Source organism: Mesorhizobium sp. M2E.F.Ca.ET.209.01.1.1, assembly GCF_004010375.2.
In the GTDB taxonomy this organism is placed as follows: domain Bacteria; phylum Pseudomonadota; class Alphaproteobacteria; order Rhizobiales; family Rhizobiaceae; genus Mesorhizobium.
On sequence record NZ_SADP02000025.1, the window covers coordinates 23,969 to 45,499 of the forward strand.

Sequence of the window (21,531 nt, forward strand, 5' to 3'; positions counted from 1 at the left end):
ATCTTTCGCCATCTGTCTCATCAGATCGTCACGGCGATGTATTTCGCCTCCATGAACTCGGCGATGCCGTGCTTCTGCCCGCCCTCGCGCCCAAGCCCGCTTTGCTTGACGCCGCCGAAGGGCGCGGCAGGGTCCGACATCAGGCCGCGATTGAGCGCGATCATGCCGGACTCGATCTTCGACGCCATGCGCATGCCCTTTGCAAGGTCGCGCGTGTAGATATAGGCGGCAAGGCCGTACTCGGTATCGTTCGCCTTGGCGATGACCTCCGCCTCGTATTCGAAGCGGCTGATTGGCGCCACTGGACCAAATATCTCCTCGTGAGCCATGGCGGCGTCGGCCGGCACATCGCTCAGCACCGTGGGCGGATAGAAAAATCCTCGGCCCTCGGCGATCGCGCCGCCGCACAGAACCTTCGCGCCGCGCACGACCGCGTCCTGGACGAGCCGATCGATCTTGTCCACGGCCTTCCTGGTGATCATCGGTCCGCATTCGGTTTCCGAATCCGTGCCTGGGCCGATGGCGAGCGCCGCCATGCGCTTGCGCAGGCCTTCGGCGAACGCGTCATGGATACCCGCCTGGACGTAGAGCCTGTTGGCCGCCGTGCACGCCTCGCCGGCATTGCGCATCTTGGCGATCATCGCGCCGTCGAGCGCCGCCTCGAGGTCGGCGTCGTCGAGCACGATGAACGGCGCATTGCCGCCAAGTTCCATCGAACAGGAAATGACGTGTTTCGCCGCCTCGGCGAGAAGCACGCGGCCGATGCCGGTCGAGCCGGTGAAGGAGAGCTTCCGCACCCGCGCGTCGGCCAGCATGGCCGCAGTCACGGACCCCGGATTCGAAGTGGTGATGACGTTGACGACGCCCGGCGGCACCCCGGCCTCCTCGTAGAGGGCAGCAAGCGCGTAGGCCGTCAGCGGCGTCTCGCTGGCCGGCTTCAGGATGACGGTGCAGCCGGCGGCAAGGGCCGGCGCGATCTTGCGTGTGGCCATCGCCGCCGGGAAGTTCCACGGTGTTATCAGCACGCAAATGCCGATCGGCTGGTAGTCGACCACGATCCGGTTCGCGCCGGACGGCGCAAGGCCGAACTCGCCGCTGATGCGAACCGCTTCCTCCGCGTTCCAGCGGAAGAACTCGGCCGCGTAGGCAACTTCGCCGCGCGCGTCGCGCAGGGCCTTGCCGTTCTCCAGGGAGATCAATACGGCCAAGGTCTCGGCGCGTTCGGTCATCAACTCGAAGCAGCGCCTCAGGATCTCGGACCGCTTGCGCGGCGGGGTCTCGCGCCAGCCGGCAGCTGCCTGTGCCGCCGCCTCGACCGCAGCCGCGGCATCGGCGAGCGTTGCGTCCGGAACCGCGGCGATCACGGCCTCGGTCGACGGGTCGACCACTTCGATGACGCGGCCGTCGGATGAGGGGCGCCATTTGCCGCCGATATAGAGTCCATGCGAAAACGCGGCATACTCAGACATGTCGGTGTCCTGGTCGAATAGGTCTATCGAAATGTTCATCATGGACTTGGGCTCCGTCCCTCACATCGTCACGGCGGACATATCGCCGCGATAAGCGGCCCCGACCAGGCGCTGCATCGCGGGCAGGTCGAAAGGACGGGGATTGTTCTTGATCAGCCGGTCGATGCCGAGGGCCTGTTCCGCCGTCCAGTCGATCCTGTCCTCGGCAAGACCGAGATCTGCCAGCGTTCGTGTGATGCCGATGGAGTTGAACAGTCGCGCGACTTCCGTGATCGTGGCGTCGGCCAGCTGATCTGCATTTCGATCCTGGCGCGGCAGGCCAAGCGCAATGCCGATTTCCGCGATCTCCGCGGTTGCCGCCGGCAGGTTGTAGCGCATCACATAAGGAAGCATCGTCGCGACGCCCAACCCATGCGGCGTGTGGGTGAGCGCGCCGACTGGATACTGCACCGCATGGGCGGCGGCGGTTCCCGCCGTGCCGAAGGCGCAGCCGGCGACCAACGCTCCCATCATGACATCGGCTCGTGCATTCTCGTTCGACCCGTCGCGATAGGCTGCTTCGAGGCTGCGGCCCAGGAGCCTGATCGCCAAAAGCGCGAAATGATCGGTCAGCGCGCTCTTGCCGACAAAGACATGGCGTTGTGCCAGATCGGCATCGGCGCCGCGTCTTGCCGCGGTGAAGGCCTCGATCGCATGCGTCAGCGCGTCGGCGCCGGCGATGGCGGTCAGTGATGGCGGACAACTCGCCGTCAGGTCCGGATCGCACAGCGCAACCGCGGCGATGAGATGCGGGCTAGAGATGCCGACCTTGAGCGTCCGCTCCGGGTCGGAGATGACCGCGACGGGAGTGACTTCGGAACCGGTGCCGGCCGTGGTCGGCACCGCAATAAGGGGAAGGGTAGGGCCCGGCACCTTGAACTCACCATAATAGTCCTGGAGCCTGCCGCCATGGCTGATGAGCAGCCCAGCGCATTTCGCCATGTCAAGGCAACTACCGCCGCCGACGCCGATCACCATGTCCGGCTCGAATCCCTTCGCCTCCGCGATACAGGCGCCGACGCTGTCGCGCGGCACATCCGGCAAGGTGCGGTCGTAGACGAGCGTGTCGATCCCGGCAGCCTGCAGCCCCTCGAGCATCTCGATGAACTCGGACGTTCTGGCGAGCCGTTCGTCGGTGCAGATGAAGGCGCGCCGGCCATGTCGCCCGGCAATGGCGGGCAGCGCATGGCGCTGGCCTTTGCCGAAAAGGATTTCGCGCGGCAGGCGCGCGGCTGCAAAAAGGGTCATGAACTGAGATCTTTCGAAAGGGACTGGTGCGAAAACGCTGTGCATCGGTTGAGTGGCCTCTGGTTCGCAGGCCGGTGCTTTGTCGGCTTTCGTGCCCGCATCGTTGAATGCGGCGATACGGTTCCTGGCCCCATCCGTTCGTATCCTCTATAAAATCGTATAGGATATCCTATTGAATTGGCCGGAGCATCATGTTAGGGCTCGTTCCTGTCAAGAGGTAACCGATGGAAAATCCCGACCTGACGGTTGAAACCGAAGCTCGCTCAAGCGGTCGCATCCAGCGCGCCAACGGCTTGGCGGGCGATGTTTACGAAGCAATCTTTGCGCAATTGATGTCGCTTAAGATTCCGCCGGGAGCGCGCATCACTGTCGACAACCTCGTCAGGGAATTCGACGTTTCACACACGCCTATCCGCGAAGCGCTCGGGCGGTTGGAGGGCGAGGGCCTGGTGGTCAAGACCCACCTGATCGGCTATAGCGCGGCCCCGCAAATCACCCGGCGTCGGTTCGATGAACTTTACGAACTGCGCCTTCTGTTGGAGCCTGCTGCCGCTGCCAAGGCTACGGCAACCCTGGATGAAGAGCGCCTTGCGGTGTTGCAGGAAGCGGCAGGCGTGATGGCGCGGCGGGTGGGGAAGGACGAACGCCTGCGCTACTCCAATTTCGCGCGGCAGGACGCGATCTTCCACGACAAGATCATGGAGTTCGCACAGAACGAGCTAATCCGCGAGACGCTGAACCACCAGCATACGCACTTCCACATCTTCCGCCTGATGTATCACTCGCGCGTCACCGAAGAAGCGCTGGATGAGCACGAAGCGATCCTCGCTGCTTTCGCTGCCGGCGACGCGCATGCCGCCGAGAAGGCGATGCAAGTGCACATTGAGAATTCGCGGGACCGCCTCCTGCCCGCCTTCGAGTAACCGAAAGGACAAGTCATGCCAGCCAAGAAGATATTGATGCTGACCGGTGAGTTCACCGAGGAATATGAAATCTTTGTCTATCAGCAGGCGATGGAGGCCGTCGGTCACACCGTCCATGTCGTTTGCCCCGACAAGAATGCGGGCGACGTGATCAAGACCTCGCTGCACGATTTCGAGGGCGACCAGACCTATACCGAGAAGCTCGGCCACTATGCTCTGATCAACAAGACGTTCGCCGACGCGGAGAAGCAGCTCGACCAGTATGACGCCGTCTATTGCGCCGGCGGCCGCGGACCCGAGTACATCCGCACCGACAAGCGCATTCAGGCGATGGTGCGCCATTTCCACGAAATGAAGAAACCGATCTTCACCATCTGCCACGGCGTGCAGATCCTGATTGCGGTCGATGGCGTCGTACGCGGCAAGAAAGTAGGCGCGCTGGCGGCCTGCGAGCCGGAAGTAACGCTCGCCGGCGGCACCTATATCGACCTGTCTCCGACGGAGGCATATGTCGACGGCACGATGGTTTCGGCCAAAGGCTGGACGGCTCTCGCCGCCTTCATCCGGGAATGCCTGAAAGTGCTCGGGACGGAAATCCGGCACGCCTAGGGTCTGGCGGAACGAAGGAAGACTTGGAGCGGGTGGCCGGTTCTGGTGGAAGGCGCACCGCTCCAACTACCCAAAGATTGCAATCTTTCATCGGTCGAAGAGTGGCCATTCTTCGAGACTATCGAACCTGGAGTCTGGCCGGCTTTTCCGGCCGACTAAACCGATACTCGACCTGTCGCCGTTCTGAGCCGACAGATTTCTAGATCCCTGCGGCAAATCTCTCGCTTGCGACCCGGATATGCCGCTTCACGTCGCTCCATCGGATGACGGATTGGAGTAGGCGGAGACAGCTGCAGGGAAACGACGCCTCATGACATCGGCCAATATTCTGATCTGCGATTTTGTCGGCCTCCGCTTTGGCGCCGACGGCAATCCCGACCACAGCGAGGTCCAGGCCTACATCGAGGCCAAGGGTGGCGTGTTCCATCAGACAGGCATCGCCAAGGCCGGCGCGCTTGACCCTGGCAAGCTGCATTTCTTCTACCAGCCGCAATTGAGCACGCGCGACGAATTGCTGGCCGAGGCCGGCGACGGCCGCTACGACGCCGTGATCGCCGCCGCGACCTTCATTCCGGCCGAGACCAGGTTCCGTCTCGGCGGCGTGCGCATCGGTGCCGGCACCGGCAATATGGGGTCGGCATCCTGGGGCGGAGGCAGCGGCGAAGGCGGCGAAGCGCCTTTGATGAATACGCCCGGCATCAACAGCCGCGCCACCGCGCAAATGGCCATGAAGGCGCTGCTGAAAGTCAGGCCGGATCTTCCCGTGGACAGGCTCAACGCGCTGGTCGCCGGTGGGCAGTTCGATACGGGCAAGGACCTGCGCCATTACCCGACCGAGAAGCTCGAAGGCAAAAGGCTGGCGGTGATCGGCTATGGCAATATCGGCCGGGAATTCGCCAGGCTCGGCCAGGCCTTCGGCATGCGGGTCGCCATTCATGCGCGGCCCCGTCACCAGAAATGGATCGAGCTGGAAGGCTTCGACTACGCCGCAACCATGGAAGACGCGGCGCGCGGCGCCGACGCGCTTTCGGTCCACCTCGGGCTGGGTGCTTTCGATCCCGACGCGCAACGATACGCCAATGCCGGATTGATCGGAGATGAAGTTCTCTCCCTCCTCAACCACGGCGCCGTGCTTATCAACTATGATCGCGGCGAGCTGGTCGATGTTGCAGCGCTGGAGCGTGCGCTGGCGTCAGGACGCATTTCCCACGCGGCGATCGACGCGGACCTGTTCAGGGACGGCGGCACGCTTTCAGGCCCGATGCTGCCCTATCTTAAACTGGTCGAGGCCTATGGCAAGCGTCTGGAACTTCTCCCCCATGCGGCAGCCGACACCGATCATCCCTCTCGCGTCGCCGGCGCCAAGCAGGCGGTCGATCAGATCCATGCGGCCATCACCGAGCGTCGCGTCTCCAATCTGAAAGGATCGCTGCCTCCGGGTTTCGTCGACATGGGAGCGAAAGTCCCTCCCGGCATCGGCGGCATCACGCCTCGGCACCTGGCAGTGCTCGCCGCGGACCAGGCGGTTGCCGCCGACATGGCCGGTGCGGGTGCTGTCATGGCCGGATTCTGGGAGCGTCTCCTGGCTGCGTCCGCGCAAGAGCGGGAGGCGCTGCTTCTTTCGGAAGGGGAAGTTTTCGCCGAGGCGGCGAACCGGCTCTCCACCTTGCTGCGCAAGCATCATCTTTCCGGGCCGTTCACGTCAAAATAATCCTCCGATTTCCTTCTCGGTCTCCGGTGGTCCACCGGATTGGCGGACGCGGCCTGCCGGCGCCGTTGCATCGGCGCCGCCCCAGGTCGACAATGCTTCTCCATGGAAGCAGACCGATTCCCCAAGCTCACGACACCGAGGCTAGTGCTTCGGGCGCCGAGCGAACAGGATATCCCGGCATGGTTTGCACGCGCGACGGATGTCGAATCCGCCTCCCTTGCCGGCGATCCCGTTCCCGATGACATGAGCGCAGGCGAGCGATGGTTCGCCCGCTCGCATCGGCGGTTCGCTGACGGTGAGGCGATTCAATGGTCCATGGACCAGGCAGGAGTATCCGACGCGATCGGGACGATAACCCTGTCCTTCAGCGCAACCGATCCCAAGGTGGCCGCGTTGGGATTTGTGCTGGCGCGTGCGAATTGGGGCCGCGGGCTGGGCAGTGAGGCGGTGCGCGAAGTCCTCCGCTACGCCTTTGAAACTCTGGCGCTTCAGCAGGTGACGGCCGAGGCGGCGGTGCGCAACCTGGCGTCGCTGCGGATACTGGCGAAGTTCGGCTTCAAACATGTAGAGAGCTTCATTGATGCGTCCGACGGCGAGCGTTGCGAACGCTTCGCGCTCGATCGAGACGCATTTGAGAACCTTCGAGCGCGACCTTCCGGGGAGGTAGCCACCCGGATGACGGAGCCCCGAGTCGACATTGCATGAGGATGTCACTATATAGCGCCTGCCCCGGCTCGGGCCGGAGCAGCGTTGACCGGGAAGCTGCGATACGGTTTGTAATGTAAATGCGCTGTCGAAGTTAGAAAAAGGCAAGCAAAAACAATAACGGCGGCCTTCTGCCGATCCCGGCCAACCCTTCCATCATTCTCAATGATCTGAACGTGCACCTCGAACCCTTCCACTCCTGCGGCTCTGCGTCCCATGGACAAGCTCTCTTGCCCTATGCGCAAGATGTCTTGCCGGTCGGGGGCGACTCGGTTCGAATGGGACATGCATCCTTTGCGGGGTGCGAACGTTCATGGCTACCAACCGGCGTTGCCGCCAGGGAAGAAGCAGTATGAGTGAACATGCGATCGAGTTCTTGCGCGGATGGATTGGCGAGAAAGTCCAATGCCCGCATTCGCCGATCGAGATCGACCAGCAGGCCGAGACTCTCGCCAAGGAGTGCTGCGCCAAGGCCGCCGAGGCTGGCATTCTCCTGGAGGACATCCAGGAAGAGGTCGGCGACATCCAGGAACTGATAGCATCGCGCCTCGAGGAAGCCGCCGAAGAAGGCAGCGGCGAACCGAAGCCGGACAAGCCCGCGGAGTAAATACCCGCCCGCCAAAGCCCGGCGGTGGCGTCATCTCTCGCCGAATTTTTCCCTCAGCCAGTCTTTCGGCAGCGCCGGCACGAAATTGCCGTCGCGTCCCGTCATATCCTCATTGGTGACCAGCGCGTTGAAGATCGCCTCCTCGACACCTTGCACGACCGCGTCGAAGAACGGGTCGATGTCGACGTCCGGGATGAACTCGACATGTCCGGTCCGGCCTGACGGAGCCAGCGCGGCCTCGGGATTGGCGGTCGAGAAGGCGAGAAAAATGTCGCCCGAGCTTTGATAGCCATAGCCGCCGGTCATGGCGATGCCGAGCGGCACGCGCCGGGCGAGCCGCTTCATCTGATGCGGCAGGAACGGCGCGTCGGTGGCGACGACGGCGATGATCGAACCCTTTTCGGCGCGTGCCGTCGCCTCGCGGATCGCCGGGTCGACAAGCTCCTGCCCGATGCGCCGGCCACGAATGGTGAAATTGCGCCGCTGGCCGAAATTCGCCTGCACGAACACGCCCAGCGTGTAGCGCCTGTCCTGCCATTCGACGATGCGCGAGGCGGTACCGGATCCGGCCTTGAAGCCGAAGGTGATCATCCCGGTGCCGCCGCCGACGCTGCCTTCCTCGATGGCGCCGCCGGTAGCATTGTCGAGCGCCGCCGCGACATGCTCGACGCTGACATGATGGCCGTTGATGTCGTTGAGGAAGCCGTCATAGGTCTCGGCCGCCACCGGCAGGCCCCAGCCCGTGTCGAGCGCGGCCGGCAGCACCTTGTGCATCCAGCGTAAGGTAGCGTCGCGGGTGACGCCGCAGGAATGCGTGTTGGTGATGGTGACCGGGAAGTTGAAGGCGCCGGTCTCCTCGATGATATGCGTGCCCGTCAGCTCACCATTGCCGTTCTGGCTGAACACGCCGGCGAAGACCGGCGTTGCGAGTTCCTGAACCGGCCTCGGCAGGATAGCGGTGACGCCGGTGCGGACCGGGCCGATGCCGACTTTCAGCGGACCGTCGCCGGAAATCAGCGTCGTATAGCCCACCGACACGCCTGGAACGTCGGTGATGGCGTTGAAACGGCCTGGCGTGCCGTCGAGCGCGATGCCGAAGGAGCGCAGGCGCGGCTTGCCGGAAGGCGTGCGAAGATGCGGATCGTGGCTGCTCATGCGGTCCTCAGAACAACGAGCCCTGATTGCCCGGCTCCTTGGCCTTGGCGGGCGGCTTCGCGGCCAGCTTCGGCCGCGCGCCGCCGCTGGTGGCGATGGCCTCGGCAGTGCCGTCGGCGAATTCCAGCTGCAAGGCTGCGCCCGGCGCCACGTCTTCGACCCGCTTGATGACGGCGCCGTCGGCATCCTTGACCAGCGCGAAGCCCCGCGCCAGCACGGCTTTGTGCGACAGCGTCGCAAGCAGCCGGTCGGCCTGTGTCAGCGCCGCGCGCAGCCGGTCGAGCCGCCGCGCCATCGCCTGGTCCTGCCTGCGCGACAGTCCGGCCAATGCGTCGGCCTGCAGCTTCTGCCGCCGGACGATCGGGGCCGGCGACAGGCGCGTCGAATTGCGCTGGAAGCGCCCGCGCCGCTCGCGCACGATGGCGAAGAACGCAGCGCGGGCACGCGCGATATCCCGGCCGGTCAGCGTGCGCGCTTCGTTCAAGCGCCGCGACAGGGTCGCCGGCGTCAGCCTTTGCCGCTCCAGCGTCGCCCGCTTGCGCTCGATATTCACCGTCAGCCCGCGGCCGAGGCGGCTGGTCGCATCGTCGAAACGGCGGCGCGGCAGTGCCAGCAACTGGTCGGGCGAGGGGAGCGCGCGTGCCGCCGCGCGCACCGCCTGGCGCTTGCGCTCCAGATGCCGGGAGGCGCAGGCGTTGAGCCGCGCGCCGAGGCTGGCGAGCGTCGCCTCCAGGTCCGCCTTGACCGGCACGGCGATCTCGGCCGCGCCCGTCGGCGTCGGCGCCCGCATGTCAGCAACAAAGTCGATCAGAGTTGTATCGGTCTCGTGCCCGACGGCCGATATCACTGGGATGGCGGATGCCGCGACGGCCCGCGCCAGCCCTTCGTCGTTGAAACCCCACAGGTCTTCGAGGCTGCCGCCGCCGCGCGCCACGATCAACAGATCGGGCTGGCGGATGGCCCCGTCCCAAGTCAGCGCGTTGAAGCCGTTGACGGCCGCGGTCACTTCCCTGGCCGTCGTCTCGCCCTGCACCCGCACCGGCCAGACCAGCACATGCAGCGGAAACCGGTCCTTGATGCGATGGATGATGTCGCGGATCACGGAGCCGGTCGGCGAGGTGACGACGCCGATGACTTTGGGCATGAACGGCAGCCGCCGCTTGCGGCTTGCATCGAACAGACCTTCGGCCTGCAGCCGGCGCTTGCGCTCTTCGAGCAGCGCCATCAGCGCGCCGGCGCCTGCCGGCTCCAGATTGTCGATGACGATCTGGTAGTTGGATTTGCCGGGATAGGTCGTCAGCCGGCCGCTGGCGATCACCTCCATGCCTTCCTCAGGGCGGAATTTCAGGCGCGCCATGGTGGTCTTCCAGACCACGGCATCGATCCGCGCCCGGTCGTCCTTCAGCGCGAAGTAAGCATGGCCGGACGAATGCGGGCCGCGATAGCCGGAAATCTCACCGCGAACCCGCACATTGCCGAAGGCATCCTCGACAGTGCGTTTCAACGCGCCGGAAATCTCGCTCACCGTGTATTCGGTGGCGTTGCTGCGTGATTCGGTTGCTGTTTCACTCATTGTGCGATTGGGGAACGCTTATCGGCCGGCGTCAAGCACCGAGAAACCTCGCTAATATTATAACGTGATTTTAAGCCCGATTTGCTTTGACTGACGGCAGAGAGCCGGCCGGGAACGCATGAGCGCACGCCACAACAGCAGCCCGTTGACGCACCAGGTCACGCTGACCGTGCTGACGCTCGCCGCTTTCACATTGGCGATTGTCGTCGGCTTCGGCTTCTACGCCGCCAATCAGGCCGACGAGGCTTCGCTCGAACGGCAGAAGATTTTCATCGCCGATGGGCTGAACGACCAGATTGCCACGGTCCAGCGCGAGCAGGAAAGCGTGACGGTCTGGGATGACTCGGTAACCAATGTGAGGGCGGGCAATCAGGCCTGGATCGAGGAAAACCTCAGCACCTGGATGTACACCTACTACGGTCACAACCGGATCTACATCCTCGACGCCGCCAACCATGCGATCCACGCCATGCGGGAAGGCAAGTTCGTCACGGCGTCGGCTTTCGGCGAGGATGAGCCGGAACTGCGGCCGACCATCGACAAGCTGCGCCACATGTTGGCAGAGCCGCCAAAGGCCGACGCCTCCAGCCAGCCGGCCAAGATGGTCGCGCAGGACCTTGTCTCGCTCCAGGGAAAGCCCGCGATCCTGAGCGTCATGCCGCTGGTGCCGAGCACGAATCGCGTCAGCCAAGAGCCTGGCACAGAATATCTGCACATCTCGGCCGAGTTCATCAACGATGCCGTCATCGGCAAGATCGCGGCCAAATACATGCTCGATGGCGCGCGCCTGGTGCCCTTGTCCGAGCCGGTTGGCCCGGCCGCCGTGCCGCTGGTCGATTCGCGCGGCGTCATCCTCGGTTACATCGGCTGGGACCAGTTGCGGCCCGGCCTCACCTTGGTGCGCAAGATCGCTCCGGCCTTGGCGATAGCGCTGCTTGTGGCGGGCGGCGTTCTGGTGTTCCTGCTGCGCCGATTGCGCCGCGCCTCGGCCGCGCTGCAGACCAGCCAGGACCAGGCGCAATATCTCGCCTTCCATGACACGCTCACCGGCCTGCCCAACCGGGCGCTGTTCGAGGACCGGCTGCGGCGCATGCTGCTGTTCGCCAGCCGGGACGGAACGCGCGTGGCGCTGCTTTACCTCGACCTCGATCGCTTCAAGCACATCAACGACACGCTCGGCCATCCGGCCGGCGACGAGCTCGTGCGCCAGACGGCGGCGCGGCTCAGGCACACGATCCGCGAAGTCGACACCGTCGCGCGGCTGGGCGGCGACGAGTTCGCTGTGATCCTGCTCGACATTCCCGACGCCGGAAGCGTTGAAGATATCGCCGAAAGGCTGCTTATGAAGCTGCGTGAGCCATTCAGGCTGATCGGCGACCAGGTCTTCGTCGGCGCGAGCATCGGCATCGCGCTCTCGTCCGGATCGGAGACGGATGCCGACGACCTGCTGCGCAAGGCCGATATCGCTCTTTACGAGGCCAAGAAGAACGGTCGCGGCCGCTACGAGGTGTTCGCCGGCGACATGGACGATCTCTTGTTGCGCAAGCGCAAGGTCGAGTCGGAACTCCGCAAGGCCTTGGATGGCGACGGCGGCATAAAGCTCGCCTATCAGCCGGTTTTCGCGGCCGACGGCCGCCGGATTCTGGGAGCCGAAGCGCTGATCCGCTGGGGGCATGAGGTGCACGGCGCCTTGCCCGCGGCGCAATTCATCGCGATCGCCGAGGAGCGCGGCCTCATCGGTGAGCTGGGCAAATGGGCGCTGAGCGAAGCCTGCCGCTTTGCCGCCAGGACCGAACTGCCCTGGATCGCGGTCAACATCTCGCCGATGCAGCTGCGCGATGTCGGCTTTGCCGAACAGGTCGCCGCGATCCTGAAGGAAACCGGGCTCGCCCCATCCCGCTTGCAGCTCGAGACCACCGAGAGCGTTCTGCTCGAGCACAATGACATGATCGGCACCGTGATTGCCGCGCTGCGCCAGTCAGGCGTGCGCATCGTGCTCGACGATTTCGGCACCGGCTACTCTTCCCTCAGCTATCTGCGCCGCCAGGCGATCGATAAGTTGAAGATCGACCGCTCCTTCGTGCGTCTGCTCGACGAGGACGAAAGCGCCCGCGCGATCGCCAAGACGCTGATCGACCTGGCGCGGACCCTGAGGGTCGAGGTGACCGCCGAAGGCGTCGAGACCGACGCGCAAAAGGCCTTGCTGGTCGGCATGGGTTGTCACCAGATGCAGGGCTATCTGCTGTCGCCGCCGCTGGAGCCCGGCCAGCTGCTTGCGCTGCCGGGGCTTTCGGCCGCCGACCAGGAACGTTCCGCCGTTCGTGCCTGACGTCTACCAGCCAGGCATGATCTGGTTTGCCTTGACCCGCTTCATCTTGGCAAAGGCGAGCGCCGCGAAGTCGAAGCTTCCCGCCTCTTCGCTCACCGGCACGGAAATATTGTCGAGGCTTTCGGCGATGTGACGGGCCAAAGCGTCGACGATCTCCGGCTGCGAGGTCTGGCCGCGCATGATGCCGATGCGGCAGTCCGGCAACTGGCCGAAGCCGTCGGCCTCGCCGAGCACGCGCATGCCGGGCCTCAGCGCGCATTCCGGCAGCACCGAGACCGCCAGGCCGGAGAGCACGGCCGCGGTGATCACCGTGGCCGAGAAGCTGGAGAACAGCACGCGATAGTCGCGGTTCTGCCGGTCGAGCACGTCGACCGCGGCGCGCCGCCAGATGCAGTTCGGACGGCCGAACGCCATCGGCAGGGTTTCCTGTTCATGCGTGGCGTGGTTGGCCGAGGTCACCCATAAAAGCGGCTCGCGCCGCACCACTTCCGACTGCCCGCGCGTGTCGTTATGCGTCACTAGCGCGAGGTCGAGATTGCCGCGCTTGATGTGTTCGACCAGCCCCGGCGTAGGCTCGCAGACGACGGTCAGCTCGACACGAGGATTGGAGCGCGAGAAACGCGCCATGATCTCGGGCAGGAAGCGGTCGGCATAGTCGTCCGGCGTGCCGATGCGGATCGTGCCTTCGAGCCGCTGGTCGTCGAAGGCGGCGAGCGTCTCGCGGTTGAGGTAGATCAGCCGCCGCGCATAGGAAAGCAGCCTGTCGCCCTCCTCGGTCAGCTTGTTGGTGCGGCCGTCCTTTTCGAACAGCGGCTTGCCGATCCGCTCCTCCAGCCGCCGCATCTGCATCGACACCGCCGACTGCGTCCGGTGCACCTCCTCGGCCGCGCGGGTGAAGCTGCCGGTGTCGGCGATCGAGATGAAGGTTTGCAACTGATCGAGGTCAAGCGGCGCTTTCATCGGTCCAACCTATCATTGATGTTGATGCTACAGATTAAAAACATTCGTTGGATTAATCAATCGCGCGATGGCAAATTGGCATTGTCCACATGAAGGCATGTGAATGGAAACCGGAACGGCGCTTCTCCCAAGGCGCCGCTTGCCTGGTTTCGTCCGCTCGACTCCTGGAAGGAGAGACTGAAATGACCACGATTGAATTCGCCTCCGAGACCCCGCGCATCACCACGCGTCCGGCCGTTGCGACGCTTGTGGTCAATGCCATTGCCAACAGCTACCGCGCCTGGAAAAACCGTCGCGCCTTCTATCGCCTTGGCGAGATGTCGGACGCCGAGCTTGCCGATATCGGTCTGACCCGCGCCGACCTTCACGTTGCCGTCGCCGTGCCCTTCGGCCGCGATCCGACGGCGAAGCTGCGCGCGATCGCAAGCGAGCGCGCCGACACGATCGAGGACCTTGCTCGTCAGGTAGGCTGAGGGGCGGCGTTTCCCTGGATCCGGTTGCGCTGAACCTTTTCGCCGTTCTGCGCGACCAAGCTTCATGCAGGCTCCCACACTCCCTGCCGGTTCCCCGCCGGCCAGCCTGCACATTGCCCGGTTCCCCCTCCAGGACCGGGCATTTTTCTTTTAGTTCGTCATTCTAGGGCGGAGCAAGGAGCGAAGCGACGCGCGCAGACCCTAGAATCCATGCCGTGACGTTGACGTGCTGCAACTGTGCAGAATTCTGCTCCGCTGCACCCTTCGGCGAAGGTAACGGCATGGATCCTCGGGTCTGCGCTCCGCTTCGCGTCGCTCCGCCCGTGGATGACGACCTCGCCGTCGGCGCGATACTCACCGCCGGTCCATGTCACGCTTGAACTGGTCGAAGATCGTCCCGACGCTCTTTTCATATTCGTCGCGCTGCTGCGCGCCGGTCTCGAACATTTTGCCGAAGATGTCGTCGAACGGGTTTCGCGGACGCCCGCTCGGGTTGGTCTGTGGTTGCGGCGCGCTCTGCTGCGGTTGGCGCTGTTGCGGCTGCGGCGCCGGCTGCCCGCCGGGCACGCCGAAGCCGCCGCCGCCCTGGCGCAGCATCTCCTCGAAGATCTTGCCGAGCGGATTGTCGCCATAGGGGCTTTGCGTCTGCTGGGGCTGGCCTTGCGACTGCGCGCCGCCGCCGAACATATCCTGCAGCACCTTGCCGAGCGGGTTCTCGCCATAAGGATTGGGCGCCGGCGCCTGCCGCGTTTGCGGCGCCGGCGCGAGGCCGCCCTGCCGCATCATCTGCTCGATGATCTCGCCCAGCGGATTGCCACTGCCGCCGAAGGCCTGCATCTGCCCCCCGGTCAACTGATTGTTGGTCTGCTTGAACAGCCCGCCCATCATCATCGAGGCCATGGCCGGCAGCATCTGTTGCAGCACCTGCTGGCTGAGCCCCGTCGCCTGCGCGGCCTGGTTCGCCACGGCGCGCGACAGGTCCTTCGAGCCGAACAGATGGCCGAGAATCCCATTGCCCTCATCGATGCCTTGCGGCGAAAAGGCTCTGGTCGCGTCCTCGAAATATTTGACGTGCTGGCCGCTCGCCATCGCCGTCATGAAGGCGCCCATCCCGTAGGGATCGGCGGTGTTGCGCTGGAGCCCCTGCGAGAAGGCGGGCAGCAGCGCCTGCACCGCGGCCTGCGTCTGCTGCATCGAAAGCCCGTATTGCTGGGCCAGCGCCTGCATGCCGGCGCCATTCTGGGCTTGGGCAAAGATGTCGAACAGGAAAGGCATGGGGTCTCCTCCGGCAGTGTCCTCGCCGGAAAAGACTAGTTCGTTTCGATCACTGATTGAAGCGGCTTTTGCCAACCAACCGCGTAGCGGGTAGCGGACGGTTAATAGGCATATTCCATGAACACCGGCTCGATCGAGCCGCCCCAGCGCGTGTGGTAGGCCGACAGCATCTCCTCGGCGCTGGTCGTGCCGCGCGACACGACCTCGTCCAGCGTGTTGAGGAACGACGTCTCGTCGTAGCCGTCACGGTTCTTCTTGCCGCGGTTCTTCAGGCCCGCGCGCGAGATGGCGAGCACGTCGCGGGCGACGTCGCGCAAGGTGGCGTTGCGGAACGGCGCGGCTATGCCCAGCTCCGGCACGGCGTTGCGCATCGCCAGCGCCTCTTCATAGGTCCAGCTTGCGGTCAGCGTCTCGGCGGCGTCCAGCGCCTGCTCATCGTAAAGCAGCCCGACCCAGAAGGCGGGCAGGGCGCAGATGCGCCGCCACGGGCCGCCGTCGGCGCCGCGCATTTCGAGGAAGCGCTTCAGGCGCACGTCGGGGAACAGGGTCGAGAGGTGATTTGCCCAGTCGCCCATGGTCGGCAGGCCGTCGGGGATTTCATTGCGCGCCGAGCCCGCCATGAACTGGCGGAAGGTGTAGCGCGTCATGTCGTGATACTGGCCGTCGCGGATGACGAAATACATCGGCACGTCGAGCGCCCATTCGACATAGTCGGCGAAGCCGAAATCGGGCGAGAAGCAGAATTCGAGCATGCCGGAGCGCTGGTTGTCGGTGTCGCGCCAGATGTCGCCGCGCCAGCTCTGCAGCCCGTTCGGCCGGCTTTCGGTGAAGGGCGAGTTGGCGAACAGCGCCGTCGACAGCGGCTGCAGCTTCAGCGACACCTGCATCTTGCGGCGCATGTCGGCCTCGCTCTCGAAGTCGAGATTCACCTGGATCGTGCAGGTGCGGTACATCATGTCGAGGCCCTTGGTGCCGACCTTCGGCATGTAGCGCGTCATGATCTCGTAGCGCGACTTCGGCATTTTCGGCGTGTCGGCCAGCGACCATTTCGGGCTGCCGCCGAGGCCGAGGAAGCGGATGCCGAGCGGCTCGGCGATCTCGCGCACCTGCGCCAGATGCGCGTTGCCTTCGCGGCAGGTCTGGTGGATCGATTCCAGCGGCGCGCCGGAAAGCTCGAACTGGCCGCCTGGCTCCAGCGAGATCGCGCCCTGTCCCGTCGGCTCGACAAGGCCGATGATGCGGCCCGCATCCATGATCGGGTCCCAGCCAAGCTTTTGCTGCATGCCTTCGAGAATGGCGCGGATGCCGCGCTCGCCGCCATAGGGCACCGGCGCGTTGCCGTCGACATAGAAGGGGAATTTCTCGTGCTCGGTGCCGATCCGCCATTTGTCGCGCGGCTTGTTGCCGGCGGCCAGATAGCCGACCAGTTCGTCGATCCCTTCGATGGGCTGTGTATCGGTTGTGTCGCGCGCCATGAGAAAGCCCTCCGCAGCGGTCAGTTGGCCGCCGGGCGCTAGATGGACGAAATGTCAGTAGCCGATCAAGCGAAAAATCCTGAGCCACGGCTCAACTGGATTTGATCTGTATGGCTCGGCCTTTCCCTCTCCCCTCGTAGGCCCCTGGGGGAGAAGCGAAGATGCTACCAGTCGCCGATCGTCGCCTGGATCGCGGCTAGTGCCGCCACCGCCGCCGTGTCGGCGCGCAGGATGCGCGGCCCGAGCGGAATTGCGGTGACGAAAGGCAGGGCTCTCAGCATCTTGCGCTCGTCCTCGGAAAATCCGCCTTCCGGACCGACCAGAAGCGCAAGTTTCTTCTCTTTGACCGCTTGCAAGGCCGGCAGCGGATTGTTGGTCGAGGCGTCCTCATCGCAGAAGATCAGCCGCCGCTCCCTGTCCCAGCCGGCAAGCAGCCGTTCCAGCTTCTCCGCTTCGCGCACCTCCGGCACCGCCAGTATGCCGCATTGCTCGGCCGCTTCGACGACATTGGCGCGCAGCCGCTCGATGCCGGGCTTCGCCACTTGCGTGTGCTGGGTGATGACCGGTTGAAGGATGCCGGCGCCCATCTCGACGGCCTTCTGCACCAGATAGTCGAGCCGGCCCTGTTTCAGCGGCGCGAAGCAATAGACGAGATCGGGCAGCGGCGGCTGCGGCCGCTGCAGTTCCAGCACTTTCAGCCGGACCGCCTTCTTGGATCGGGCGACGATCGCGGCTGACCATTCGCCGTCGCGGCCGTTGAACAAGAGAACCTCGGCGCCTTCGCCGAGCCGCAGCACATGGGCGAGATAATGGCTCTGCTGCTGTCCGGCATCGAATTCGAGGCCGGGCCCAAGATCGTCCGGCACGAACAGCCGCTGCATTTTGTAGTTGGCGCGCATGGCCGAGCAGGTTCCGCAAAAGTGTCCTCGCGGTTTTGCGATCAGAACCTGCGAAAAACAAGGGAATCTAGGCAGATATTTGCGGGCCACCCCGCGAATATCTGGCGAGCAATGGGCGAGGCGGTGGATATCGTCAAGTGTCGGCGGTGGGATGCCAGGCCGGCGCATAGCCTTGCCGCAGCACCGCGACGGTGGTCGCCGGCGTTAGCAGGCGCAGCGACCGGCCGGTGAAGCGATCGAAGCCGGTTGGACTGGCGTAACCCGCGAAAGACCATTTAAATGCCTTGCCGGAACGCAGCGCATAGGCACTGTCGCCATCCGCGATCATCGCGCCATCAGGCAAGCCGCCAAGCTCCGGCACGGTTACGAGAGGTGGCCGTCCGCCTGAAGCCAGCCTTTCCTTGTGCAGCCTTTTGTCGACCATCGGCGCGCGTGGCTCGTCGACCCCGAAGGCCCTGCCGAAGCGGCCGACGAAATCGGTCGCCCGTTCGCGCCGGCAGAAGAAACAGGGCCTGTGGCCTGCAGCCAATGCCGTCACCTCGTCGAGGAAGAACAGTTCGGTCCAGCCGGCCTTTGCTCCCAAGTCACCATTGTTTTGGCGATTACGGCCCATCGGTTCGCGCCGCACATTTCGGAACTGGCACACGCAGATGATCCAGGCCTGCAAAGCCCAGCGCTTCTTCAACAGCGTTTTCGTCTCGGGGTCGTGGATGATGCCGCGATTGCCGGTGAGCAGGCCGCGCTCCGCCACGGCATGGATGGCGCCGAAGGGATCGACCCGGTTCTGCAGTGGCATAGTTTTGTCTCTCGATCCGCATCTTGGCTGAAACACGGGCCGCATGATATCGCTCGCCCCAGCATTTTCATGTCAGCAGGATTCTAGATGCGCGTGCTGGTGGTCCAGAACTACGACAATACCGGCCTCGGCCAGGTCGGTGCCGCTCTGGCCGAGGCGGGCGCCGATCTCGACCTGCGGCGTCCATACCAGGGCGATCCGTTGCCGCAGGATGCAGGCGAGCATGACGCGATGGTCGTGCTGGGCGGCGGGCAGAATGCGCTGGCAGACGAGGAATATCCCTATTTCCCGGCGCTCCTTGAGCTGACGCGCGATTTCGCCGAGAAGGATCGCTCGGTGCTCGGCATCTGCCTCGGCAGCCAGCTCCTTGCCCGCGCGTTTGGTGGCGACAACCACATCGGCGGCGCCACCGAGTTCGGCTGGCACAAGGTCTCGCTGACGCCCGCCGCGAAGTTGGACCCGGTGCTGGCGGCGCTGCCCGAACAATTCCCGATCTTCGAATGGCACGACGACACTTTTGCACTGCCTGAGAATGCCGTGCGGCTTGCGGGCAGTCCGGTGGCCGAGAACCAGGCCTTCCGCCTCGGCCGCGCCGTCTATGGCTTCCAGTTCCATTTCGAGGCGGACACGCCGATGGTGCGCGACTGGAGCACGTCCTTCGCGGCAACGATCGCCGAGCGTCACCCCGACTGGAACGACCGGCTCGACAATGAGTTGGCAGGTAATGGCCCCGAAGCCGATGCCGCCGGGCTGGCGATTGCCCGCGCCTGGGTGGCTACCATCTAAGCATCCAATCCCTCGTCGGCCGAAGCGTGGCATAATTGGCACGCCTCGGCGCCTGCGCCTGGGGATAACGCTCTTCTTCCTTGGTTTGTGTCCGGCCGCTCCCCTAAGAGGGCGCGCTTTGTATCGCCGGTGCAACCGCCATGAACCTTTTGTGTGATCCAGCCGACACACCGGCGAAACAGAATCTGCTTAGAAGCGCGAAATCGTCGAAACATTGAGACGCATTTTATCGTTTCAACGCATTGGTAACCGCCTCGTGCCCAGATGCAGAAAGCTTAACCAGAGATGACGTCCGTGAAAGCAGCTCTCCTGTCTTTTGTCATGCTGTCTGCAATCGTGCTCTGCGGCCTGGGCATTTATGCCGCCGACGCAGCGACCAACCACCGGGCCGTCGACGGCTACGGCGTCACCGCCTCGCTGAACTAAGCCTCGACAAAAATCGCAAGCACGCCCGCGCCCGGGATCGCGCCGAAGGCGTGTTGAGATTCAGGTCAGGCCAGCCTCACCTGAATATCAGCACGCCTTAGAGCGCCTTGCCTTGCACGTCGATAATCTGCTTGTCGCCGCCGTTGACGGCGAGCGCGCTCAGCGTCCCCGATTTCCAGGCGAGCGTATCGACATTGACCCGGTTGGCCTTCACCTCGGCCTCGGGCACTGGCGTGTGCCCGTGCACGATCACCTTCGAAAAAAGCTCCTGGTGATCGTGGAAGGCATCGCGGATCCAGATCAGGTCCTGCTGGTTCTGATTGTCGAGCGGCACGCCCGGCCTTATCCCGGCATGGCAGAAGAAGAAGTCGCCGAAACTGACCGAAAACGTCAGCGACTGCAGGAAATCGACATGGTTGCGCGGCACCGCTTTCACCAGCGCAGCGTGTCCGCGCGCGACGGCCTCCGCCTTGCCGTACCAATGGGCGTCGCGCAGAAGATCGACTCCATAGGACTGCGCGGTCTGCACGCCGCCGTAATTCATGAACAGGCCGTCCGGCTCGGCATCGGCCAGGAATTCGAGCATGCCGATATCGTGGTTGCCGGCGAGCATGATGTTGCGCGGATCGCGCTTGCGCGCCTCGATCAGGAAGTCGATGACGCTTTTGGAGTCCGGCCCGCGGTCGACATAGTCGCCGAGATGGATGATGCGCCAGTCGGAGGGGGGTGCATGTTCCAGTTGGCTTTCGATGCGCCGGTGCATGGCGACGAGAAGGTCGTGGCGCCCGTGCACATCGCCAATGGCGTAGAGCCGCATGCCGTCAGGCCCGCGCGCGTCGAGATAGTGGATGCTCGTTTCGGTCAAGGTGGACATGTTCCCAGGGGACAGTTGGGGCCAAGCCTAGTGCCGATCGATGAACAACGCCCTAGCGCCGCAACTGCTCCTTGCCCATGTCGGCCACGAGGCGCTTGCCGCACAGCGCCATCGTGACGTCCATCTCCTTGCGGATGATCTCGAGCGCCTTGGTGACGCCGTCCTTGCCCATCGCGCCGAGGCCGTATAGAAACGGCCGGCCGATATAGGTGCCCTTGGCGCCGAGGCAGAGCGCCTTGAGCACGTCCTGGCCGGAGCGGATGCCGCCGTCCATATGGACTTCGATCCTGTCGCCGACCGCATCGGCGATTTCTTCCAGCACCGAGATCGAGGACGGCGCGCCGTCGAGCTGCCGCCCGCCATGGTTGGAGACCACGATCGCATCGGCGCCGGTCTCGGCCGCCATCAGCGCGTCCTCCTTGTCGAGAATGCCTTTCAAGATCAGCTTGCCGCCCCAGCGCTCCTTGATCCAGGCGACATCCTTCCACGACAGGTGCGGATCGAACTGCTCATTCGTCCAGGACGACAGCGAAGACACGTCGCCGACCCCCTTGGCGTGGCCGACGATGTTGCGGAAGGTGCGGCGCGGCGTGCCAGCGATGCCCAGGCACCAGCGCGGCTTCAGCGCAAGGTCGATGATGTTGGCAAGCGTCATTTTGGGCGGCGCCGAAAGCCCGTTGCGCACGTCCTTGTGGCGCTGTCCCAGGATCTGCAGATCGAGCGTCAGCACCAGCGCCGAGCACTTTGCCGCCTTGGCGCGGTCGATCAGGTTGAGCACGAAATCCTTATCGCGCAGCACATAGAGCTGGAACCAGAACGGCTTCTTCGTCGCCGAGGCGACATCCTCGATCGAGCAGATGCTCATGGTGGAGAGCGTGAACGGCACCCCGAACGCTTCCGCCGCCTGTGCCGCCAGCATCTCGCCGTCGGCATGCTGCATGCCGGTCAGCCCGGTTGGCGCGAGCGCCACCGGCATCGCCACCTTCTGGCCGATCATGGTCGATTCCAGCGAGCGGTTGCTCATGTCGACCAGCACGCGCTGGCGGAATTTTATCTTGCCGAAGTCTTCTTCGTTGGCGCGGTAGGTGCTCTCGGTCCATGCGCCGGAATCGGCATAGTCGAAGAACATCTTCGGCACCCTGCGGCGCGCCAGGTCCTTGAGGTCGGCGATGGTGAGGATTTCGCTCATGGTGGTCCCC

At 64.3% G+C, this 21,531-nt stretch carries 20 protein-coding genes; 9 read left to right on the plus strand and 11 right to left on the minus strand.

Annotated elements, in window-relative coordinates; genetic code table 11:
• Nucleotides 1-20: 20 nt before the first annotated feature.
• Together EN852_RS30195 and EN852_RS30200 are read right to left on the minus strand one after the other, a co-directional pair.
• On the minus strand, nt 21-1,508 hold the full coding sequence (locus tag EN852_RS30195; protein ID WP_127879597.1) for an NAD-dependent succinate-semialdehyde dehydrogenase: 1,488 nt from the start codon (nt 1,506-1,508) through the stop codon (nt 21-23).
• A gap of 21 nt (nt 1,509-1,529) precedes the next feature.
• Entirely contained in the window at nt 1,530-2,756 is a 1,227-nt protein-coding gene (locus EN852_RS30200; protein WP_127879533.1) for an iron-containing alcohol dehydrogenase, read from the minus strand.
• 224 nt (nt 2,757-2,980) lie between these two features.
• Between EN852_RS30200 and EN852_RS30205 the strand changes: the two genes are divergently transcribed.
• From EN852_RS30205 to EN852_RS30225, 5 genes are all read left to right on the plus strand, one after another.
• Nucleotides 2,981-3,679, plus strand: coding sequence for a GntR family transcriptional regulator (locus EN852_RS30205; RefSeq protein WP_127879535.1), 699 nt, complete (start codon nt 2,981-2,983; stop codon nt 3,677-3,679).
• Between the two features lie 15 nt (nt 3,680-3,694).
• The gene (locus tag EN852_RS30210; RefSeq protein ID WP_127879537.1) at nt 3,695-4,288 is read left to right on the plus strand and encodes a DJ-1/PfpI family protein; all 594 of its coding nucleotides are present in this window, start codon (nt 3,695-3,697) and stop codon (nt 4,286-4,288) included.
• A 310-nt stretch (nt 4,289-4,598) separates the two neighbouring features.
• Nucleotides 4,599-5,999, plus strand: coding sequence for an NAD(P)-dependent oxidoreductase (locus EN852_RS30215; RefSeq protein WP_127879539.1), 1,401 nt, complete (start codon nt 4,599-4,601; stop codon nt 5,997-5,999).
• 102 nt (nt 6,000-6,101) lie between these two features.
• Nucleotides 6,102-6,704: a GNAT family N-acetyltransferase gene (locus EN852_RS30220; protein WP_246694454.1), complete on the plus strand. Its 603-nt coding sequence runs from the start codon at nt 6,102-6,104 to the stop codon at nt 6,702-6,704.
• Nucleotides 6,705-7,056: 352 nt separating this feature from the next.
• Nucleotides 7,057-7,311 carry a DUF768 domain-containing protein gene (locus EN852_RS30225; protein WP_127867336.1) on the plus strand — a complete coding sequence of 85 codons (255 nt, stop codon included), beginning with the start codon at nt 7,057-7,059 and terminating at the stop codon, nt 7,309-7,311.
• Nucleotides 7,312-7,341: 30 nt separating this feature from the next.
• Here the strand turns inward: EN852_RS30225 and EN852_RS30230 are convergent, their stop codons facing one another.
• Both EN852_RS30230 and xseA read right to left on the minus strand, forming a co-directional pair.
• Nucleotides 7,342-8,466: a P1 family peptidase gene (locus tag EN852_RS30230; protein WP_127879541.1), complete on the minus strand. Its 1,125-nt coding sequence runs from the start codon at nt 8,464-8,466 to the stop codon at nt 7,342-7,344.
• A gap of 7 nt (nt 8,467-8,473) precedes the next feature.
• Nucleotides 8,474-10,039: an exodeoxyribonuclease VII large subunit gene (xseA, locus tag EN852_RS30235; RefSeq protein ID WP_127879543.1), complete on the minus strand. Its 1,566-nt coding sequence runs from the start codon at nt 10,037-10,039 to the stop codon at nt 8,474-8,476.
• Nucleotides 10,040-10,157: 118 nt separating this feature from the next.
• On the opposite strand from xseA, the gene EN852_RS30240 reads away from it, so the two are divergent.
• Nucleotides 10,158-12,368, plus strand: coding sequence for an EAL domain-containing protein (locus tag EN852_RS30240; protein WP_127879545.1), 2,211 nt, complete (start codon nt 10,158-10,160; stop codon nt 12,366-12,368).
• Between the two features lie 3 nt (nt 12,369-12,371).
• Here EN852_RS30240 and EN852_RS30245 read toward each other — a convergent pair whose 3' ends face one another.
• On the minus strand, nt 12,372-13,328 hold the full coding sequence (locus EN852_RS30245) for a LysR substrate-binding domain-containing protein (RefSeq protein WP_042640974.1): 957 nt from the start codon (nt 13,326-13,328) through the stop codon (nt 12,372-12,374).
• 182 nt (nt 13,329-13,510) lie between these two features.
• Here EN852_RS30245 and EN852_RS30250 point away from each other — a divergent pair, with 182 nt between their 5' ends.
• Nucleotides 13,511-13,801: a DUF1127 domain-containing protein gene (locus tag EN852_RS30250; protein ID WP_127879547.1), complete on the plus strand. Its 291-nt coding sequence runs from the start codon at nt 13,511-13,513 to the stop codon at nt 13,799-13,801.
• Nucleotides 13,802-14,155: 354 nt separating this feature from the next.
• Here the strand turns inward: EN852_RS30250 and EN852_RS30255 are convergent, their stop codons facing one another.
• The 4 genes from EN852_RS30255 to EN852_RS30270 form a co-directional block, all read right to left on the minus strand.
• Nucleotides 14,156-15,076, minus strand: coding sequence for a DUF937 domain-containing protein (locus EN852_RS30255; RefSeq protein WP_127879549.1), 921 nt, complete (start codon nt 15,074-15,076; stop codon nt 14,156-14,158).
• Between the two features lie 101 nt (nt 15,077-15,177).
• Nucleotides 15,178-16,551, minus strand: coding sequence for a glutamate--cysteine ligase (locus EN852_RS30260; RefSeq protein WP_127879551.1), 1,374 nt, complete (start codon nt 16,549-16,551; stop codon nt 15,178-15,180).
• 164 nt (nt 16,552-16,715) lie between these two features.
• Complete coding sequence (locus tag EN852_RS30265) at nt 16,716-17,450, minus strand: 16S rRNA (uracil(1498)-N(3))-methyltransferase (protein ID WP_127879553.1); 735 nt, start codon at nt 17,448-17,450, stop codon at nt 16,716-16,718.
• A gap of 133 nt (nt 17,451-17,583) precedes the next feature.
• Entirely contained in the window at nt 17,584-18,246 is a 663-nt protein-coding gene (locus EN852_RS30270; RefSeq protein WP_127879555.1) for a hypothetical protein, read from the minus strand.
• Between the two features lie 87 nt (nt 18,247-18,333).
• Here EN852_RS30270 and EN852_RS30275 point away from each other — a divergent pair, with 87 nt between their 5' ends.
• Entirely contained in the window at nt 18,334-19,032 is a 699-nt protein-coding gene (locus EN852_RS30275) for a type 1 glutamine amidotransferase (RefSeq protein WP_112130056.1), read from the plus strand.
• 294 nt (nt 19,033-19,326) lie between these two features.
• Nucleotides 19,327-19,458 (plus strand): hypothetical protein, encoded by a 132-nt coding sequence (locus EN852_RS43245; protein ID WP_263481599.1) that lies wholly within the window; start codon nt 19,327-19,329, stop codon nt 19,456-19,458.
• A gap of 97 nt (nt 19,459-19,555) precedes the next feature.
• Here the strand turns inward: EN852_RS43245 and EN852_RS30285 are convergent, their stop codons facing one another.
• Both EN852_RS30285 and EN852_RS30290 read right to left on the minus strand, forming a co-directional pair.
• Nucleotides 19,556-20,323 carry a metallophosphoesterase gene (locus EN852_RS30285; protein ID WP_127879556.1) on the minus strand — a complete coding sequence of 256 codons (768 nt, stop codon included), beginning with the start codon at nt 20,321-20,323 and terminating at the stop codon, nt 19,556-19,558.
• 61 nt (nt 20,324-20,384) lie between these two features.
• Nucleotides 20,385-21,521, minus strand: a complete 1,137-nt coding sequence (locus EN852_RS30290) for an alpha-hydroxy acid oxidase (protein WP_127879558.1) — start codon at nt 21,519-21,521, stop codon at nt 20,385-20,387.
• Nucleotides 21,522-21,531 lie beyond the last annotated feature (10 nt).

Coding starts and splice junctions, on each gene's coding strand:
- EN852_RS30245 (WP_042640974.1), bottom strand. CDS start 13,328: ATGAAAGCGCCGCTTGACCTCGATCAGTTGCAAACCTTCATCTCGATC.
- EN852_RS30240 (WP_127879545.1), top strand. CDS start 10,158: ATGAGCGCACGCCACAACAGCAGCCCGTTGACGCACCAGGTCACGCTG.
- EN852_RS30220 (WP_246694454.1), top strand. CDS start 6,102: ATGGAAGCAGACCGATTCCCCAAGCTCACGACACCGAGGCTAGTGCTT.
- EN852_RS30290 (WP_127879558.1), bottom strand. CDS start 21,521: ATGAGCGAAATCCTCACCATCGCCGACCTCAAGGACCTGGCGCGCCGC.
- EN852_RS30225 (WP_127867336.1), top strand. CDS start 7,057: ATGAGTGAACATGCGATCGAGTTCTTGCGCGGATGGATTGGCGAGAAA.
- EN852_RS30265 (WP_127879553.1), bottom strand. CDS start 17,450: ATGCGCGCCAACTACAAAATGCAGCGGCTGTTCGTGCCGGACGATCTT.
- EN852_RS30205 (WP_127879535.1), top strand. CDS start 2,981: ATGGAAAATCCCGACCTGACGGTTGAAACCGAAGCTCGCTCAAGCGGT.
- xseA (WP_127879543.1), bottom strand. CDS start 10,039: ATGAGTGAAACAGCAACCGAATCACGCAGCAACGCCACCGAATACACG.
- EN852_RS30255 (WP_127879549.1), bottom strand. CDS start 15,076: ATGCCTTTCCTGTTCGACATCTTTGCCCAAGCCCAGAATGGCGCCGGC.
- EN852_RS30210 (WP_127879537.1), top strand. CDS start 3,695: ATGCCAGCCAAGAAGATATTGATGCTGACCGGTGAGTTCACCGAGGAA.
- EN852_RS30195 (WP_127879597.1), bottom strand. CDS start 1,508: ATGAACATTTCGATAGACCTATTCGACCAGGACACCGACATGTCTGAG.
- EN852_RS30200 (WP_127879533.1), bottom strand. CDS start 2,756: ATGACCCTTTTTGCAGCCGCGCGCCTGCCGCGCGAAATCCTTTTCGGC.
- EN852_RS30215 (WP_127879539.1), top strand. CDS start 4,599: ATGACATCGGCCAATATTCTGATCTGCGATTTTGTCGGCCTCCGCTTT.
- EN852_RS30250 (WP_127879547.1), top strand. CDS start 13,511: ATGACCACGATTGAATTCGCCTCCGAGACCCCGCGCATCACCACGCGT.
- EN852_RS30260 (WP_127879551.1), bottom strand. CDS start 16,551: ATGGCGCGCGACACAACCGATACACAGCCCATCGAAGGGATCGACGAA.
- EN852_RS30275 (WP_112130056.1), top strand. CDS start 18,334: ATGCGCGTGCTGGTGGTCCAGAACTACGACAATACCGGCCTCGGCCAG.
- EN852_RS30270 (WP_127879555.1), bottom strand. CDS start 18,246: ATGCCACTGCAGAACCGGGTCGATCCCTTCGGCGCCATCCATGCCGTG.
- EN852_RS30230 (WP_127879541.1), bottom strand. CDS start 8,466: ATGAGCAGCCACGATCCGCATCTTCGCACGCCTTCCGGCAAGCCGCGC.